General features: G+C 38.9%; 13 protein-coding genes and 1 pseudogene. 9 read left to right on the top strand and 5 right to left on the bottom strand.

Going from position 1 to position 16,566, the window contains the following annotated elements; genetic code table 11:
- Nucleotides 1-36 precede the first annotated feature (36 nt).
- The 6 genes and pseudogenes from ACE025_RS04825 to adhE all read left to right on the top strand — a co-directional run bounded on the left by ACE025_RS04825 (nucleotide 37) and on the right by adhE (nucleotide 6,669).
- A complete protein-coding gene (locus tag ACE025_RS04825; RefSeq protein ID WP_092481133.1) occupies nucleotides 37-384 on the top strand; it encodes a DNA replication initiation control protein YabA in 348 nt (115 codons plus the stop codon).
- Between the two features lie 335 nt (nucleotides 385-719).
- Nucleotides 720-1,703: an NAD(P)H-quinone oxidoreductase gene (locus tag ACE025_RS04820; RefSeq protein ID WP_485938014.1), complete on the top strand. Its 984-nt coding sequence runs from the start codon at nucleotides 720-722 to the stop codon at nucleotides 1,701-1,703.
- Between the two features lie 84 nt (nucleotides 1,704-1,787).
- Entirely contained in the window at nucleotides 1,788-2,546 is a 759-nt protein-coding gene (locus tag ACE025_RS04815; RefSeq protein WP_485938012.1) for a tRNA1(Val) (adenine(37)-N6)-methyltransferase, read from the top strand.
- Nucleotides 2,527-2,778: pseudogene (locus tag ACE025_RS04810) on the top strand (GIY-YIG nuclease family protein); the annotation flags it as partial. The gene ACE025_RS04815 and the pseudogene ACE025_RS04810, both read left to right, overlap by 20 nt.
- 88 nt (nucleotides 2,779-2,866) lie before the next feature.
- Nucleotides 2,867-3,748, top strand: coding sequence for a 16S rRNA (cytidine(1402)-2'-O)-methyltransferase (gene rsmI / locus ACE025_RS04805; RefSeq protein WP_485938010.1), 882 nt, complete (start codon nucleotides 2,867-2,869; stop codon nucleotides 3,746-3,748).
- Between the two features lie 320 nt (nucleotides 3,749-4,068).
- On the top strand, nucleotides 4,069-6,669 hold the full coding sequence (gene adhE / locus ACE025_RS04800) for a bifunctional acetaldehyde-CoA/alcohol dehydrogenase (protein WP_485938009.1): 2,601 nt from the start codon (nucleotides 4,069-4,071) through the stop codon (nucleotides 6,667-6,669).
- Between the two features lie 107 nt (nucleotides 6,670-6,776).
- On the opposite strand, the gene mscL is transcribed toward adhE, so the two are convergent.
- Nucleotides 6,777-7,184, bottom strand: a complete 408-nt coding sequence (gene mscL / locus ACE025_RS04795; RefSeq protein WP_485938007.1) for a large conductance mechanosensitive channel protein MscL — start codon at nucleotides 7,182-7,184, stop codon at nucleotides 6,777-6,779.
- A gap of 207 nt (nucleotides 7,185-7,391) precedes the next feature.
- Between mscL and ACE025_RS04790 the strand changes: the two genes are divergently transcribed.
- Complete coding sequence (locus ACE025_RS04790) at nucleotides 7,392-8,174, top strand: hypothetical protein (RefSeq protein ID WP_485938005.1); 783 nt, start codon at nucleotides 7,392-7,394, stop codon at nucleotides 8,172-8,174.
- A 142-nt stretch (nucleotides 8,175-8,316) separates the two neighbouring features.
- Complete coding sequence (locus ACE025_RS04785; protein ID WP_485938003.1) at nucleotides 8,317-9,885, top strand: bifunctional metallophosphatase/5'-nucleotidase; 1,569 nt, start codon at nucleotides 8,317-8,319, stop codon at nucleotides 9,883-9,885.
- A 38-nt stretch (nucleotides 9,886-9,923) separates the two neighbouring features.
- Here ACE025_RS04785 and ACE025_RS04780 read toward each other — a convergent pair whose 3' ends face one another.
- Genes ACE025_RS04780 through proB form a run of 3 tightly spaced genes read right to left on the bottom strand, consistent with a single transcriptional unit; the run spans nucleotide 9,924 to nucleotide 13,132 of the window.
- Complete coding sequence (locus ACE025_RS04780; protein ID WP_485938001.1) at nucleotides 9,924-11,057, bottom strand: NAD(P)/FAD-dependent oxidoreductase; 1,134 nt, start codon at nucleotides 11,055-11,057, stop codon at nucleotides 9,924-9,926.
- On the bottom strand, nucleotides 11,054-12,298 hold the full coding sequence (locus ACE025_RS04775) for a glutamate-5-semialdehyde dehydrogenase (RefSeq protein ID WP_485937999.1): 1,245 nt from the start codon (nucleotides 12,296-12,298) through the stop codon (nucleotides 11,054-11,056). Before ACE025_RS04775 ends, ACE025_RS04780 begins: the two co-directional genes overlap by 4 nt.
- A 15-nt stretch (nucleotides 12,299-12,313) precedes the next feature.
- Nucleotides 12,314-13,132 carry a glutamate 5-kinase gene (gene proB / locus ACE025_RS04770; RefSeq protein WP_485937997.1) on the bottom strand — a complete coding sequence of 273 codons (819 nt, stop codon included), beginning with the start codon at nucleotides 13,130-13,132 and terminating at the stop codon, nucleotides 12,314-12,316.
- Between the two features lie 417 nt (nucleotides 13,133-13,549).
- Between proB and abc-f the strand changes: the two genes are divergently transcribed.
- Nucleotides 13,550-15,127, top strand: coding sequence for a ribosomal protection-like ABC-F family protein (abc-f, locus tag ACE025_RS04765; protein ID WP_485937995.1), 1,578 nt, complete (start codon nucleotides 13,550-13,552; stop codon nucleotides 15,125-15,127).
- A 785-nt stretch (nucleotides 15,128-15,912) separates the two neighbouring features.
- Here abc-f and ACE025_RS04760 read toward each other — a convergent pair.
- Entirely contained in the window at nucleotides 15,913-16,428 is a 516-nt protein-coding gene (locus ACE025_RS04760) for a type 1 glutamine amidotransferase domain-containing protein (RefSeq protein ID WP_485937993.1), read from the bottom strand.
- Nucleotides 16,429-16,566 lie beyond the last annotated feature (138 nt).

The raw sequence follows: 16,566 nt of genomic DNA, 5'->3' as shown, positions 1-16,566 counted from the left end.
TTTGAAAGGAGATCAATGATAAGCGTGGGTGAGAAAATGGATAAAAAAGCATTGTTTGATAGTTTTAATCGTTTGGAAAATGATGCAGGCGAAACATTGAATCGAATTTCAGAATTAAAAGATGAAGTCGAAGCACTTGTTGAAGAAAATGCATCATTGAGAATTGAGAATCAACATTTAAGAGACCGTCTGACAGATTTGGAAAAACAACAAGAAGACGCAAATAAAGAAGCAAGCGGAACAGAAATGTCGAAATCCCGATTGAATTTGGAAAAAATCTATGAAGATGGATTCCATGTGTGCAATGTATTCTATGGCTCAAGAAGAGTTAATGATGAATCTTGCGCGTTTTGTTTGAATGTTATTTATGGTGAGCGTCGCTAAAGGAAAACGTACAAGAATACTCAGTCAATACCGGTCTAGCGATTGGTAATGAAGGGGTATTTTTTATTGATTAAATGAACGCGAGCTGGGACGGAACGGTCATCAGCCTTGAGCTGTTATAAATTGGTGCTCATGGCCATTCGCTATTGCCTTTTCGGCCATGAAGAGTTTGTCGCTCGCTCTCATGGCCGAAATGAATCAGTTATCAGCCATGAGGCCTCAGTTTAAGCTACTCATGGCTGATAACTGAAATTTAAGCGGGTTTTGAAAAATAGATATCTAAAAAATGGCGTGTTATAGTAAATAAACAAAAGGAATCAGAAAGGTGAGATAAAATGAAAGCTGTTAGTATCAAACAACCAGGAAGTGCAGAGAAATTAGTGATTGAAGAGCGTGAAAAACCTGTTGCTCATGAGGGAGAGCTATTGGTAAAAGTGGCAGCAAGTGCTATCAACAGAACGGATATCTTGAAACGGGAAAGCAAACAGCTGCAGCCTCCTTACCCTATCTTAGGTGTCGAAATGGCTGGTGTAGTGGAAGAAAATAATAGCGGAAATCCTGATTTTGCTCCGGGAACTCGTGTAGCCAGTTTAGTCAATGACGGAAGTTATGCAGAGTACGTGACGATACCTGTGGAAAGAGCTATTGTATTGCCAGATGAGTTTTCATTTGAAGAAGGAACGGCTATCCCAGAAGTGTTCTTGACGGCGTATCAAACATTGTACTGGCTGGGTGATTTAAAAGAAGGCGAAATGGTGCTGATCCATGCTGGCGGGAGCGGAGTAGGGACGGCTGCTATTCAACTGGCAAAAGTTTTGACAAAAGCAACGGTAATCACTACTGCAGGGTCACAAGAAAAATTGGATTTTTGCAAGAGCTTAGGTGTAGATGCAGCGATCAATTATAAAACAGAAGATTTTTCTGAACGCGTTGAAGAATTGACTCAAGGCAGAGGAGTCGATTTGATCTTAGACTTTGTAGGGGCTTCTTACTGGGAGAAAAACTTCCGGTCGATCAAAGTGGATGGTCGTTGGATCGTTATTGGAACATTAGGCGGAGCAGTGATAAAAGAAATGAATTTGTGGGAATTGATGGGAAAAAGAATCACTCTTAAAGGAACATTGCTGACTGCCAGAAGTGATGAATACAAAGCGGAATTGACCGCGGATTTTATAAAAGATGCACTGCCTCATTTCAAAAATAAGAAAATCCATCCAATCATAGATCGTGTGTTTCCGTTTGAAGAAGTACAAGAAGCACACCGTTATATGGAGTCCAATAAAAATATCGGAAAAATCATTTTGTCTTTAGATAAATAACGCTGTGAAGCTAAAACTTCTGTCAAAAGCAATACCCTCATTATGCTATAATAAAAAGGTATAGTGTATGGAGGAAGTGTAAAAATGGATCAGTTATTACAAAACGACGAAAGACTCGACCGATTGATCAGCCATGATTTAAGTATTATCCAAAGTCCATCAGTGTTTTCATTTTCACTTGATGCGATTTTACTAGCAGATTTTGCTCAAGTCCCTAAGCATCACAAAGGGAAAGTAGTAGATTTATGTGCAGGAAATGGCGTTATTGGTTTAATCCTTAGTCAAAAAACAAAGAGCCCGGTGATTGGGATCGAATTGCAAGAGCGATTGGCTAATATGGCGGAGCGTAGTATTCGCATGAACAATCTGCAAGACCAAGTTTCGGTGATCAAAGGAGCTATTGGTGATGTATCTAATTGGATACCCAAAGATACGGTGGATGTGGTGACGTGCAATCCTCCTTATTTTGCGGCTAATGAAAGAAGCACGCGCAATCCAAATCAACATTTAGCGATCGCCCGTCATGAGCTGCACACGAACTTGGAAGAAGTGATGGAAGTGACCAGTGGATTGCTGAAAATGAATGGCAAAGCTTACTTTGTCCATCGTCCGGATCGGTTGCTGGAGATTTTGGAAACTATGAAAGCTCATCGGTTAGCACCAAAAAAACTACGGTTTGTGTACCCTAAAATTGGGAAAGAAGCCAATACGATTTTGATTGAAGGAATCAAAGATGGGAAAGATACTGGATTCCGGGTGCTGCCCCCTTTGATCGTATACAATGAAGAGAATGAATACTTGCCGGAAGTGAGTGCTATGTTATTTGGAAAAGAAAGTGATTAGCTACTTTTATGTATTGTTTTGTGCGGATGGAACCTTCTATGGCGGTTATACAACCGATTTAGAGCGACGAGAAGCTGAACACAATGCCGGAACGGGCGCCAAATACACGAAGCCGACCAATAGACGTCCAGCAAAAATGATTTATGCTGAAGGTTTTCTCACTAGAAGTGAAGCCACAAAAGCAGAATATGCATTTAAGAAGCAAACCCGTAAAAAGAAAGAAAACTATCTCATGCAGCGAGGGGTAAAGTTTCCTTTTGATACCCGGCAGCCATGCGTGGTGAACTTGGAAATGGTAGAAATTAAGGAGGAAACTGCACATGTTTCAGCAAAAGAGTTTTGAGGCTCAGTCCACAGGAACATTGTATCTTGTACCGACTCCAATCGGAAATTTAGAAGATATGACTTTCCGTGCGATTCGAATCTTGAATGAGGTAGATCTCATTGCCTCGGAAGATACGCGCAATACACAGAAATTATTGAATCATTTTGAAATCAAGACGAGTCAAATCAGTTTCCATGAGCACAATTCTCAAGAAAGAATCGGGCAATTGATCGAACGCTTAAAAGCAGGATCAGATATTGCTCAAGTGAGTGATGCCGGAATGCCTTCTATCAGCGATCCAGGCCATGATTTAGTAGTAGCTTGTATTGAATCGAGAATCTCAGTCGTGCCGCTTCCAGGAGCTAATGCAGCTCTTACAGCGTTGATTGCCTCCGGACTTAGTCCGCAGCCTTTTTATTTTTATGGATTTTTGCCGCGTAAAAAGAAAGACCAGATCGAAGCATTGGAAGAATTGAACCAGCGCCCAGAGACGGTTATTTTATATGAGTCGCCGCATCGCTTAAAAGAGGTATTGAAAAATATGGGAACCGTATTAGGCGATACGAGGAAAATCGTTTTGTGTCGCGAACTGACGAAACGTTATGAGGAATTCATCCGCGGAACCCTGAGTGAAGTCCAAGAATGGGCCCAGACCTCAGAAATTCGAGGAGAGTTTTGTTTGATTGTAGAAGGTAATAGTGAAGGTTCTTTATTCCCTGAAGAAGATATGAGCTGGAACACGTTAACGATACAAGAACACGTTCAACTGATGATGGAAGAACATAACTTGCGCAGTAAAGAAGCGATTAAAGAAGTAGCAAAAATACGTGAACTGAAAAAACAAGAAGTTTATGCTGCTTATCATGAAATAGATTAGTAAAGAAAACAGGTATGAGTCTTTTTTAAGGCTCATACCTGTTTTGGTATTCTCAATAAATTCATGACGAAAAAGTAAAAAAAAATATGCTCATAATGTAACAATGTTGTGAACTGTTTTTTGAACATTCAAGTGTGTATAACACATTAAATATAACTGATATCTTCCTTTTTTAATGAAATAGATTAGATGAATTGAAACAGGAAGAACGGATTTGTGATACAGAAACAAGTGAATTTAATCACAAAAACACTTTACTTTTTATTTTTTCCAAGCTATAATCATATGTGAAAAACATAACAAGTAATGGAGGGAAAGTAATGTTAAAAGAAGTTGTAAAAGAAATGAAAAAGTCAGAAGTCACTGTAGAAGAAATGATTCAGAAGTATACCAATAAAGCGAAGCGAGCTTTGGTTGAATTAGAAGATTTCAACCAAGAACAAATCGATCATATCGTGCATCAAATGGCATTAGCTGGATTGAATGACCATATGCGGTTAGCAAAAATGGCTGTGGAAGAAACAAAACGAGGAATTTACGAAGACAAATGTGTAAAAAATATGTTTGCAACAGAATCTATCTGGCATGACATTAAAAACGATAAAACAGTAGGGGTTATTCAAGATGATGAACAAGCAGGTGTAATGACGATTGCTAGTCCAGTCGGAGTAGTTTGCGGAGTGACTCCGGTGACAAACCCAACTTCAACTACGATGTTTAAAGCGCTGATCGCGGTTAAAACAAGAAATCCAATCATTTTCGCATTCCATCCAAGTGCGCAAAGATCATCTGCTGAAGCAGCCAAAGTATTGTATGAAGCTGCAGTAAAGGCAGGCGCACCGAGTAATGTTATTCAATGGATCGAAACGCCATCTTTAGAAGCGACTAACGGGTTAATGAACCATCCGGACATTGCTGTTGTATTAGCTACAGGTGGTTCAGGAATGGTTAAAGCAGCATATTCAACAGGTAAACCGGCTCTTGGGGTAGGACCAGGAAATGTACCAAGTTATATTGAAAAGACAGCAAAAATCAAACGTGCTGTAAATGATGTTATTGTTTCTAAAACCTTTGATAATGGAATGATTTGTGCTTCTGAACAGGCAGTCATTGTAGACCAAGAAATCTATTCAGAAGTCCGTTCTGAATTTGAACGTCAAGGTGTTTACTTTGTTTCTAAAAAAGAGTTGCCGTTATTGGAAGATGCAGTTATGACAATGGACAAAACGGCAGTTAATCCTGCTATTGTCGGGCAGTCTGCAGACACAATCGCGCAGCTTGCAGGAATCAAGGCTCCGAAGGGAACAAAAATACTGATGGCGGAGTTGGAAGGTGTAGGAAGCGACTATCCTTTATCCAGAGAAAAATTGTCTCCTGTGTTAGCTATGTTAAAAGTAGAAAATACTGAACATGGATTTGAATTGTGCCAAAAAATGTTGGAACTTGGCGGATTAGGTCACTCTGCTGCTATTCATACAAAACGAATGGATCTTGCAGCAGAATTTGGTGAAAAAATGAAAGCTGGCCGTATCATCGTCAATTCGCCAACTGCTCAAGGCGGGATCGGAGATATTTACAATAATATGCTTCCATCATTAACTCTTGGTTGCGGAAGTTACGGTCGTAACTCAGTTTCTACAAACGTTTCAGCGGTTAATTTGATCAATTTGAAAACAGTAGCTAAAAGGAGAAACAATATGCAATGGTTTAAATTGCCGCCAAAAATCTACTTCGAAAAAAATTCTGTTCAGTACTTGCAGAAAATGCCGAATGTTAAACGCGCTTTTATTGTGTGTGATCCAGGAATGGTTGAATTCGGATATGCAGATATTGTGGAAAATGAATTGAACAAACGCCAAGATCCAGTAGCTATACGTATTTTTTCAGATGTTGAACCGAACCCTTCTATTGAAACGGTTGAACGCGGTACAGCAGCAATGAAAGAATTTCAGCCAGACACGATCATTGCTTTAGGAGGCGGTTCAGCAATGGATGCTGCTAAAGGAATGTGGCTGTTCTACGAGCAACCAGAATCTAGCTTTAGCGGAGCAAAACAAAAATTTATGGATATCCGTAAGAGAACGTACAAGATACCAGACTTAAAGAAAACGACCTTTGTTGCGATACCGACAACATCTGGTACGGGATCAGAAGTAACACCGTTTACGGTTATTACAGATAATGCCATCAATGTGAAATACCCATTAGCAGACTATGCTTTGACACCTGATGTAGCAATTATCGATTCCCAATTTGTCATGACTGTGCCAAAATCGATCACAGCTGATACAGGTATGGATGTGTTGACACACGCAATAGAGTCTTACGTATCTGTTATGGCAAGTGATTTTACAAAAGGTCTGAGCTTGCAAGCAATCAAATTGGTCTTTGAATACTTGGAAGAATCGTATGCTTATGGTACAGAAGAAGCAAGAGAAAAAATGCATAATGCTTCTACTTTAGCTGGTATGGCATTTGCAAATGCATTCTTGGGGATCAATCATTCATTAGCTCATAAAATTGGTGCTGAATTCGAAATACCACACGGCAGAGCAAATGCGATTCTTATGCCACATGTGATTCGCTACAATGCATCAGCTCCAACGAAGCATCAAATTTTTCCAAAATATGAATACTTCAGAGCAGACGAAGATTATGCTGAGATAGCTAGATATCTTGGATTAAAAGGTTCAACAACTGAAGAACTGGTAGAAGCATTAGTGCAAAACATTTACCAATTAGGTGAAAAACTGAATATTGAAATGAGCATGAAAGCACAAGGTGTTACGAAAGAGCAATTAGATCAAGCAGCAGATAGATTGGCAGAATTGGCTTTTGAAGATCAATGTACAACAGCTAATCCAAAAGAACCGCTGATCTCAGAATTAAAAGCTGTTTTATACGCAACGTACGAAGGATAATAAAAGGAGCGGGACAAAACGCTTTTAAACCTGTTCCAGTAAACAAAACAATGCCGAATGAGAATAGACTTCTCATCCGGCATTGTTTTGTCTCTTTATTTTTCTCATTAAATGGTTGGATCTTTTTTGTCTGCTAATAAATCACGGATTTCTTTTAAGTATTGTTCTGTCAGCGGCAATTCGACTTCAGCAGTTTCTTCTTCTACTTTCTTGTTGAATTTCATTTGTGCATTGTTGATGAGTTTTATAAATACAAAAATGACAAGTGCAATAATTAGAAAATCAATGATGGAGCTGATAAAAGCACCATACATTAATTCTGCTCCTGCAATTGTTAAAGAAAGACCAGCTAAATCAGTTCCTCCTGTAAGAGCACCTACGACAGGGTTAATGATGTTTTCTACCAGCGAAGTAACGATACCTGTAAATGCTGAACCGATAACGACCCCGATAGCCAGGTCTAGAACGTTGCCTCTAAAAGCAAAATTTTTAAATTCTTGAATAAATTGTTTCATTTTTTCACCTCCATTTACCAGTATAGAGGCTATAGGGAAAATTGAAAAGGAATGACCGGTTAGAATAATATTATTTTGATAGTATTTTCTGTGTATTCTTTATATAATTGATTCAAGGAAGGTAGTTCTTATCCAAATGATTGCTTCCTTAAAGCTGATGTAATAGAGAGTATAAAAATCAGCTCAAAAAAGAAAGGGAGGAATGACATGAAAAACAAAAAAGTAACGTCAGCCATTCTGTTACTAAGTACATTGGTTATCGGAGCTTGTGGAAATGGGGAGAACAGTGCAGCAACATCCAATTCGCAAGAAATAGAATCTAGTGTAGAAACTACGCAAAGCGAAAGTGTTTACCAAAATATGTATGACGAAAGTCTAGTTTTATATGAATCAGGCAAATACAGCGAAGCAGGCGGTACATTAGAACTGTTATTGCAAAACGATCTTTCTGAATATGGAGAGTTGGAAACGAAAGCTTTAGAACTGAAAGAAAAAATCACTGCTGCACAAGTAGAAACAGCTAAGGAAGAACCGGTCAATGAAGTAGTCGAAGATTCAGAGTACAAAGATGAACGGAATTCTGTTTTAGTCAGTCAAGAATATTCCGATGAAACAGGCAAAGATATTGCGACTGTTTCTGACGAAGAACTAGCATCATGGTTAACAGAAAAAGAAGAAACTAAACAAACTGAAACAGTTACCGAAGAAAGCGAGTCAACAGCTTCTGAATCAGAAATGACAGCTGAGGAAGAAGAAAATTATGTGTTAGATCAAGTCATTGCTCAAACTGGAATTTCTCCTTCAGAAAACCAATTTTTCACTTCTAAAATAGGCGAAGATACTTATCAAGTAGAAATCCGTCATTCTCATGAAGTAGATGGGATAGATATTTCTAATATGATCGGAATGTTTGAATACAGTCTTTCAGAAGATCAAGTTAAGAGAATGAATCCTGTTACTGGGGAATACGAAGTTGTAGCTCCACAATAAAATAATTAAATAAAAAACAGAGAGCTCTACAAAATGTGTTTAGCCTTGTTTATATTCAAAACATACCGACCGAGAAATCTATTTTCTAGGTCGGTATTTTATATGCTAAAATGAGAAGCATCAAATGATGGAGATGACGCTTATGGAACTGACAATACTCGAGACAAGCGACTTGCACGGTTATTTATTTTCGACTAATTACCAGAAAAGAAATAGGGATGAACCATTCGGTATTTTGAAAGCAGCAAGTATTTTTAAAGAAGAACGTCTAAATGCAAAAGGACCTGTTCTTGCCGTAGAAAATGGAGATTACATACAAGGTTCTCCGCTCAGTTATTATTTGGCAAAGCAGCGACAAGACCCAAGTGAATTGATTCAAGTACTGAATGAGATGCACTACGATGTAGGGGTTATCGGGAACCACAGTTTGAATTATGGACTGGAGTATTTAAAAAAAGCTGTTTCAGCTAGTCAGTTTCCTGTTTTATCGGCCAATATTTTGAATGAAGAAGGAAAATCAGCATTTGGTCAAGGGTATCAAATTATCGAAAAAGAAGGAATAAAAATCGGTTTTCTAGGTCTGACAACACAATACATTCCTCATTGGGAGCATCCGGACAATTATGCAGGGCTCCATTTTCAATCGGCTGTAGAATGTGCGAAAGAAATCATTCCTAAATTAAGAGCTGAAGCAGATGTCGTAGTTGTCAGTTATCACGGCAGTTTTGAAAGAGATCTGAAAACAGGCGAGCCTACTGAACTGTTGACTGGAGAAAACGAGGGGTGTGAGCTGCTCTACGAAGTGGAAGGGATAGATGTTCTGTTAACAGGCCATCAGCACCGCAAAATAGCTGAAGTGGTCAATGGGGTAGCTATTGTCCAACCGGGGGATAAAGGAAGTTTTGTAGGCAAAGTAGTAGTGGAGTTTGAACGGGCGGGTTCTAAATTAAAAGTCAATTCTGTAAAACCGACGCTGATTTCAGTGGAAGGAAAGAAAAGTGATGCCGAGCTGACACAAAAGTTCCAATCGCTGCATGATGAGGTAGAAGAGTGGCTGGATGAACCACTAGGCACAGTAGCTGGAAATATGAAGATAGAAGATGCTCATACGGTGCGTTTAAAAGAACACCCATACATTGAATTGATCCACAAAGTACAAATGGAAGCTACGGGTGCAACAATTTCTGGAACATCGCTCCTCACCAATGCAGGAACTGGGTTTCAACAAACGATTACCATGAGGGACATCGTCACCAATTATATTTATCCAAATACTTTAGCTGTATTAGATTTGACAGGTGCTGAACTGAAAGCAGCTTTAGAAAAAGCTGCTGGTTATTTTGCTCTTGAACGTGATGGATCTATAGGCCTAAATTGGGTATATGTGCATCCTAAACCTCAATATTACAATTACGATATGTATGAAGGGATCGATTACACAATAGATGTCAGTAAACCGATCGGCGAACGCATTGTTCGATTTGAAAAAGACGGTCGTCCTATCCAAGATGAAGATCGGCTGGAAGTTGTCACGAATCAGTACAGAGCCATCGGAGGTGGAGATTATTCTATGTTCGATGCCTCTAAAATTATTCGAGAAGTGACAAAGGATATGAGTGAACTGATTGCAGATTACATTAAAAAGCAGTCAGTTATTGATGCGTCCGTCAACAATAATTTTCTAGTAGTAAATGGTGAAGAAGTTCAATAAAAATTCGAGACCTGATCATAAATCAGGTCTCGAGTTTTTTATTGTTTTGAGATGTAATTTTCAATAGGATAGTCGCTTGGTAAAAGATCTGGAGCTTCACCATTGATCAGTTGTGTGAGGATACGAGCGATCATTGGTCCGGAAGTAAGCCCTGACGAACCAAGACCACTAGCAGCATAAAGACCGGGAGCATCAGGAACTTCACCGAAAAATGGAGCAAAATCAGACGTGTAAGCTCTTGTTCCTACTCGTATACCTTTGATCTCCGCTTCAGCAAGATCCGGAGCTAGTTCAATTGCTTCATCCAGCATCACTCGCAAATACCGTTTGGTAGGTTCTAAATCATAACCTTGATCGTTTTCGTGAGTTGCCCCTACAATCACTTTTCCATTTGCAAATGGGATGATATCTTTTTCACCATCTGGCATCACTACTGGCCAGTTATCTGTCTCGGCATTTACTCTTAGTTCGACCAGCTGTCCTTTTTGTGGACGGATGTCAACTTCATAGCCTAATGGGTTTAATAACGCAGGAAGCCAGGCACCGACAGCTAAAACAACTTTATCAAACGATTTCTGACCAGATGAAGTGGTCAATATATATGGCTGCTGTTGCGCAGGTTGAATCGAAAGTTCAACAGAGTCGGTTACAATATTAGCCCCGTTTTTTCCAGCTTGTTCTTTCATTTTTTCTGTCAGCAAAGCACCATCTACTTTAGCTCCTCCTGAAGCGAATAGAGCAGACTCTGACACATGAAGAAGCGGCATTTTTTCGTTGACTTCTTTAGGGGATAGAATCGACAACTCTCCAATGGCCGGTTCCGTTTCCCGTCGTTTAATCGCTATTTTTTCTAATTTTTCCAGCAACTTAGGTGTTTTTTTGATGACTAATGCTCCTACTTGACGGTAAATAGCAGACCGATCGGGATCTTCACCAAGATCTTGGATCAAATCAGGGTAAAAAGCTGCTCCTTTAGCCGCTAGTTGGTACCACTTTTTGTTTCTGCGCTGAGACAACCAAGGGCAAATGATTCCCGCAGCAGCAGAAGTTGCTTGACCTACTCCGCTATCGTATAAAGTCACTTCATAATTGAGTTGTTGACTAAGGTAAAAAGCTGTTGTAGAGCCGACGATTCCGCCGCCCACAACAGCAATAGATATTTTTTCGTTCATCGTATTTGACCATTCCCATACACGATCGTTTTATACGAGGTCAATTCCGGTAAGCCCATTGGTCCGCGAGCATGGATTTTTTGAGTACTGATTCCAATCTCTGCACCAAAACCAAATTCAAAACCATCAGTGAAACGAGTAGAAGCGTTGATATAAACAGCAGCAGAATCGACTTCGTGAAGGAAACGTTGACCGGCAGCATAATCATCTGTAACGATTGCTTCAGAATGACCGGTGCTGTATTTATCAATGTGTTCCATCGCTTCTTCAATGGTAGAAACGACTTTCACAGCTAAAATATAATCTAAAAATTCTGTTTCCCAATCTTCCTGGGTTGCAGGAACAGAAGAAGATAAAATAGCGGCTGCTTTGTCGTCGGCACGCAATTCGACATCGTATTCAGACAAAGCTTTTTCTATCTCTGGTAAGAATTCAGCAGCAACTTTTTCATGGATCAATAAAGTTTCAGCAGCGTTACACACAGAAGGACGAGAACATTTTGCATTCACAATAATATCTTTTGCCATGTCCAGTTGAGCATGTTGATCAATATACACGTGACAGTTTCCGACACCTGTTTCAATAACTGGGACAGTAGCGTTTTCTACTACCGCTTTGATCAGACCGGCTCCGCCTCTAGGAATCAGGACGTCTAGATAATCTGTTAATGTCATCAGTGCAACAGAAGAAGCTCTAGAAGTGTCTTCAACTAATTGGATCGATTCTTGTGGGAAATCAGTTTGGCTAAGTGCTTCTTGAAGAATAGAAATGATGGCTTTATTTGTATGGATGGCTTCTTTTCCGCCACGCAAAATCACAGCATTTCCGGATTTGAAACATAAAACACCAGCGTCAGTAGTCACGTTTGGACGAGACTCATAAATGATCCCGATCACTCCAAGAGGAACGCTTTGACGGCCTATCTTCAATCCGTTGTCCAACGTGCGCATAGAATGGATGGTCCCTACAGGATCAGGGAGTTCAGCCACTTGATCGATACCTGCTGCCATAGCCAAGATGCGATCTTCATCTAGTGACAAACGATCTAACATTGTCCCCTTGATTCCATTTGTTTCAGCAGCAGCCAAGTCTTTTTGATTCGCCTCAATGATCATGTCTTTCTTTTCAATCAACAACTCGCTCATGATAAATAAAGCGGCTTTTTTTTCTTTTGCAGAAGCTTGAGCCAGTTTTCGCGCAGCTTGCTTAGCGTTTATTCCTAACTGAGTTACACTCTCCATAATAAACTTCCTTTCTTATTGATCTTTTGAAGTAAACAATGTGCCGACTTCTTTCCCTACTACGATATCAAAAATCGTATCTGGCTCTTTCCCGTTTGTCAGCACCATTTGAGAATTAAGATCGATCATGTATTCGGCAGCTTTTAATTTAGTGATCATACCACCTGTTCCAAAGCGAGAGCCTTGACCGCCTGATTGTTGATAATGCTGATCTGTGATATCTGAGATTTCTGAAAATAAGACAGCATCTTGATGAGTATTCGGGTTCTTATCGTAAAAGCCCTCGACATCGGTCAACATAATCAGTAAATCAGCATTAGTGATCTCTGCTACGACTGCGGATAGTTGGTCGTTGTCTCCGAACTTCGTTAAATGATCCAATTCTTCGACTGAAACAGAGTCATTTTCATTTACGATTGGAATGACGCCGGTTTTTAACAACTGTTCAAATGTGTTTGAAGCATTCATACGGCTTTCTGGAAAATCAACGATATCGCGAGTCATTAAAATTTGTCCGATGATTTGTCCGTAACTTAAAAAGAACTTGCTGTACAAATTCATCAATTGACTTTGACCTACAGCAGCTACAGCTTGTTGTTCAGGAATCGTTTTTGGACGTTGAGAAAGGCTCATTAAGTTCATGCCCACTCCGATAGCTCCGGAAGAGACAAGGATGACTTCTTTGCCTCGATTGTTCAGATCGGTCAGTACAAATGCCAAACGTTCAATTCGTTGCAAATTGACGCTTCCGTCCGGGTACATCAAAGTACTTGTTCCTACTTTGATGATGATTCGTTTGCTTTGAGAAACCTTTTGCCTTGCTAGAGTTTTCAAGTTTGTCCCACCTTAATGTTAGAAATGCAATAATGCATCATTTTAATGATTATTGTATCAGTTTACCAAAGGAAAAACCACCATACCAAGGGAATCATTAGCGTGAAAGGCTTTTAAAATGAAAGAAAATTTATTTTACTTTGGATAAAATCTTGTATCCGTATTCAGAAGCTGTTAAAATGAAGTCGTGAAATCTTAGAAAGGTACAGGTGTGGAGCGATGCGTATTATTCAATCTTAATTCAGATGAAAATCAAACAGTCCAATAAATGCAGGTTTAATGATCAGCTTATTTGACATGGACAATATGATGACTGAAAGTAGATTGAATGAACAAACTGACTTTGCCTATACTTATAAATAGGTTTATTTAGCGAAGTTTAAACAATCTTCTTCAGTAATTGAAGGAGGTTTTTTTATGCTTATTGAAGCAAAAGGAATTGAAAAAGCAATAGGAGAAAAAGAGTTGTTTGCTATTTCAGAATGGCATATCTATGAAGGAGACCGAATCGGGATCGTTGGGCGAAACGGTTCGGGAAAAACAACTTTGTTGCGTGTTTTAGCTGGTAAAGAGGATCCTGACGTTGGAATAGTTCAATTAAATGGTATGGCTGGTTTTATCGAACAATTAGCAGAAAATGGTCCGCACAATACGTTAAGCGGCGGTGAACAAACAAAAGAACAAATCAATAAAGCCCTGTCTATCCGCTCAGGAATTTTATTTGCGGATGAACCGACCAGCCATTTGGATACAGATGCACGTCATTATTTGGAAAAACAATTGAAGCAGTTTTCGGGAGCCGTCTTAGTTGTTTCTCACGATCGGGCGTTCTTAAATCGTGTCTGCAATCGGATCATAGAACTGGAAGAAGGGAAAGTTCATTTTTATTCAGGAAACTATGACGATTACCTTCAGCAAAAAAACTTGGAAAAAAACTTTGCTCAGCAAGAGTACGAAAACTATGCCAGAGAAAAGAAACGATTAAAGAAAGCCATGGAAACTACGCATCGAAAGTCACAAGGCATAAAATCGGCTCCTAAGAGGATGGGTCCATCAGAAGCTCGGTTGCATAAAATGGGCAATCAGTCCAACCAAAAAACACTGGATAGAGCTGTTAAAAACTATGAAAAGCGAATCGAACATTTGGAAGTCAAAGAAAAGCCGGTAGAATTGTCTACTGTCACTATTCAGTTAGACAAAGGAAGTGAAATCCATAATCCTGTTTTGGTCACAGGAAATCGTATCTTTAAACAATTTGGACACCAGGTGTTGTTGAAGGATATCGATTTTCAGTTGTTGAACCATTCTCGAACAGCTTTAATAGGGGCGAATGGTTCAGGGAAAACAACTTTATTAAAAATGATTTTGAATCAGGAGAACGGCATTCATTTAGCTAAAAATGTTCGTTTTGGTTATTTTAGTCAGTCTCTAGACTTATTGGACGAAACTAAAACGATTCTTGAAAATGTGATGCAAAAGAGTACAAAAGAGGAGTCCTTCGTCCGGATGCTGCTGGCGAGATTGTTGTTCAAAGGAGAAGAGGTATTTAAACCTGTTTCTGTTTTAAGCGGTGGAGAAAAAAATAAAGTTTCTCTCGCACTTTTATTAGTCAGTGATGCAAATGTACTCATACTGGACGAACCGACCAACTATTTGGATATTGCATCAATAGAAGCAATCGAAACAGCTTTAGCTGGGTACGAAGGCACTTTATTATTTGTCTCTCATGATGAACAATTTATCAAAAACGTTGCGACTCACATTTGGCAAATACAAAACCAGGCGTTGATCTCAAAAGAAATAGACGTTGGCTCACTGTCCAATGCTCCAAAAAAGGATTCGTTTGAAACGAAAGAAGAACTGATGGTATTAGAAAACCGATTAAATGCAGTTATTGCACAATTATCACTCCAGTCAGGAAAAGACCCTTCTGATCCGTTGGAAAAAGAGTACAGTCAATTATTGCAGCAAATCAAACTCCTCAAAGAAAGATAAACTATTTGTTCATTCTGAAAGGTGAAGGATAAAAAGACACCCGATGCATCAGTTGATGCATCGGGTGTCTTTAGATTCGTTTAGAATCATAGATAAGGGTATCTTTACTTTGGAGGAGTAAAGAGTAGCAAGGGTTTGCTTGTTTGGTATAAATAGAGTATATCCGCAAAATATGAAGAAAGTGTGATAGAACTTTTTTCTTTTAACGAATTTATTTTTCGATAGGAACCAATAAAAAAATTTCTAAGAATCATATGCGGTTCTTGGTCACACATTGACGAGATAAGTTATGGAAGCAAAGGTTTGCTTTCCCTTCACAGTGGAGATTTTTTGAAAAAGGCACGCTACTTGCTGACCACCTCTCAATAAGTATAAAAAACCACTTGCTGCTTGAGCAAGTGGTTTAAAGGAGTAGTACCTGATACTTTGGAGGAGTATAAGGTAAAAATGAAAATATAAAAAAGTTGGTTGTTATTGGTATGTATTTATACTACTGAATGTTTGTGAAGAAATTGTGTTTAAAATGTATTTTTTCTATTGTCTTTCTTTTTAGGCTTAATCTAAAAAGTAACATAAAACACCAAAAGCAAATAAAAAAGCAGAAACCGGGATAGGGTTTCTGCTTTAAGGGATAAGTCTCTTTTCATTAGGGGGAGAAAAGAGAATGAAATTTTAGGTTTACTTAAACGACTAAAAAGAGTATACCAACTTCGCAGCTTTAGTTCATGAAAGCATGGTAAAGTTTTTACGGTACTTTTATGAAAAATTACTTATTTAGTAAGCGATTAATTTAATGCTTCTACAATCGCTTTGTTGAAAGCAGGTAAATCTTCAGGAGTACGACTTGAGATTAGTCCGCTTTCATCCGTTACTACTTCAGCATCTACAAAATCTGCACCAGCATTTTTTAAATCCACAGCTACTTGTTTGACAGCTGTGATTTTCTTGCCTTTTACAACTTCTGCATTGATCAATAGTTGTGGACCATGACAAATAGAGAAGATAGGCTTTTGGTCATTTGAGAAAGCTTTTACGAAAGCAAGGAAGCGATCGTCTTTACGAAGTTGATCAGGAGAGAAGCCGCCTGGAATCAACAAAGCGTCAAATTCATCAGGTTTTACATCGTCAATTCCTTTATCGATGGTAACAGATGCTTCACCTTTTTTACCTTCAACCGTTTCGCCGGCTTCAAAGCCAATTGTAACGACTTCATGACCGGCTTCGTTTAGAGCTTCTTTTGGAGAAGTAAATTCTGAGTCCTCAAATAGTTTGGTAATGACTGTTGCAATTTTTTTACCCATAAAAATCCCCTTCACTTTTTTTATTTTTGATCTATTTTTAGTGTAACGAAAGTAGAAACAGGCTTCAAGAAATTGAACTTATAGAAAAAAGGTACTACAAAACAAACTTCATTTGGTTTTCAAAGATTAAGTGATATG

The sequence above is a fragment of the Desemzia sp. AGC72 genome, from assembly GCF_057334175.1.
Note: the sequence above shows the minus strand (reverse complement) of the source record. Positions and strands in the feature narration are given on the sequence as shown.

Coding starts and splice junctions, on each gene's coding strand:
- mscL (WP_485938007.1), bottom strand. CDS start 7,184: ATGAAACAATTTATTCAAGAATTTAAAAATTTTGCTTTTAGAGGCAAC.
- ACE025_RS04780 (WP_485938001.1), bottom strand. CDS start 11,057: ATGAACGAAAAAATATCTATTGCTGTTGTGGGCGGCGGAATCGTCGGC.
- ACE025_RS04820 (WP_485938014.1), top strand. CDS start 720: ATGAAAGCTGTTAGTATCAAACAACCAGGAAGTGCAGAGAAATTAGTG.
- ACE025_RS04785 (WP_485938003.1), top strand. CDS start 8,317: ATGGAACTGACAATACTCGAGACAAGCGACTTGCACGGTTATTTATTT.
- rsmI (WP_485938010.1), top strand. CDS start 2,867: ATGTTTCAGCAAAAGAGTTTTGAGGCTCAGTCCACAGGAACATTGTAT.
- abc-f (WP_485937995.1), top strand. CDS start 13,550: ATGCTTATTGAAGCAAAAGGAATTGAAAAAGCAATAGGAGAAAAAGAG.
- adhE (WP_485938009.1), top strand. CDS start 4,069: ATGTTAAAAGAAGTTGTAAAAGAAATGAAAAAGTCAGAAGTCACTGTA.
- ACE025_RS04825 (WP_092481133.1), top strand. CDS start 37: ATGGATAAAAAAGCATTGTTTGATAGTTTTAATCGTTTGGAAAATGAT.
- ACE025_RS04790 (WP_485938005.1), top strand. CDS start 7,392: ATGAAAAACAAAAAAGTAACGTCAGCCATTCTGTTACTAAGTACATTG.
- ACE025_RS04760 (WP_485937993.1), bottom strand. CDS start 16,428: ATGGGTAAAAAAATTGCAACAGTCATTACCAAACTATTTGAGGACTCA.
- ACE025_RS04815 (WP_485938012.1), top strand. CDS start 1,788: ATGGATCAGTTATTACAAAACGACGAAAGACTCGACCGATTGATCAGC.
- ACE025_RS04775 (WP_485937999.1), bottom strand. CDS start 12,298: ATGGAGAGTGTAACTCAGTTAGGAATAAACGCTAAGCAAGCTGCGCGA.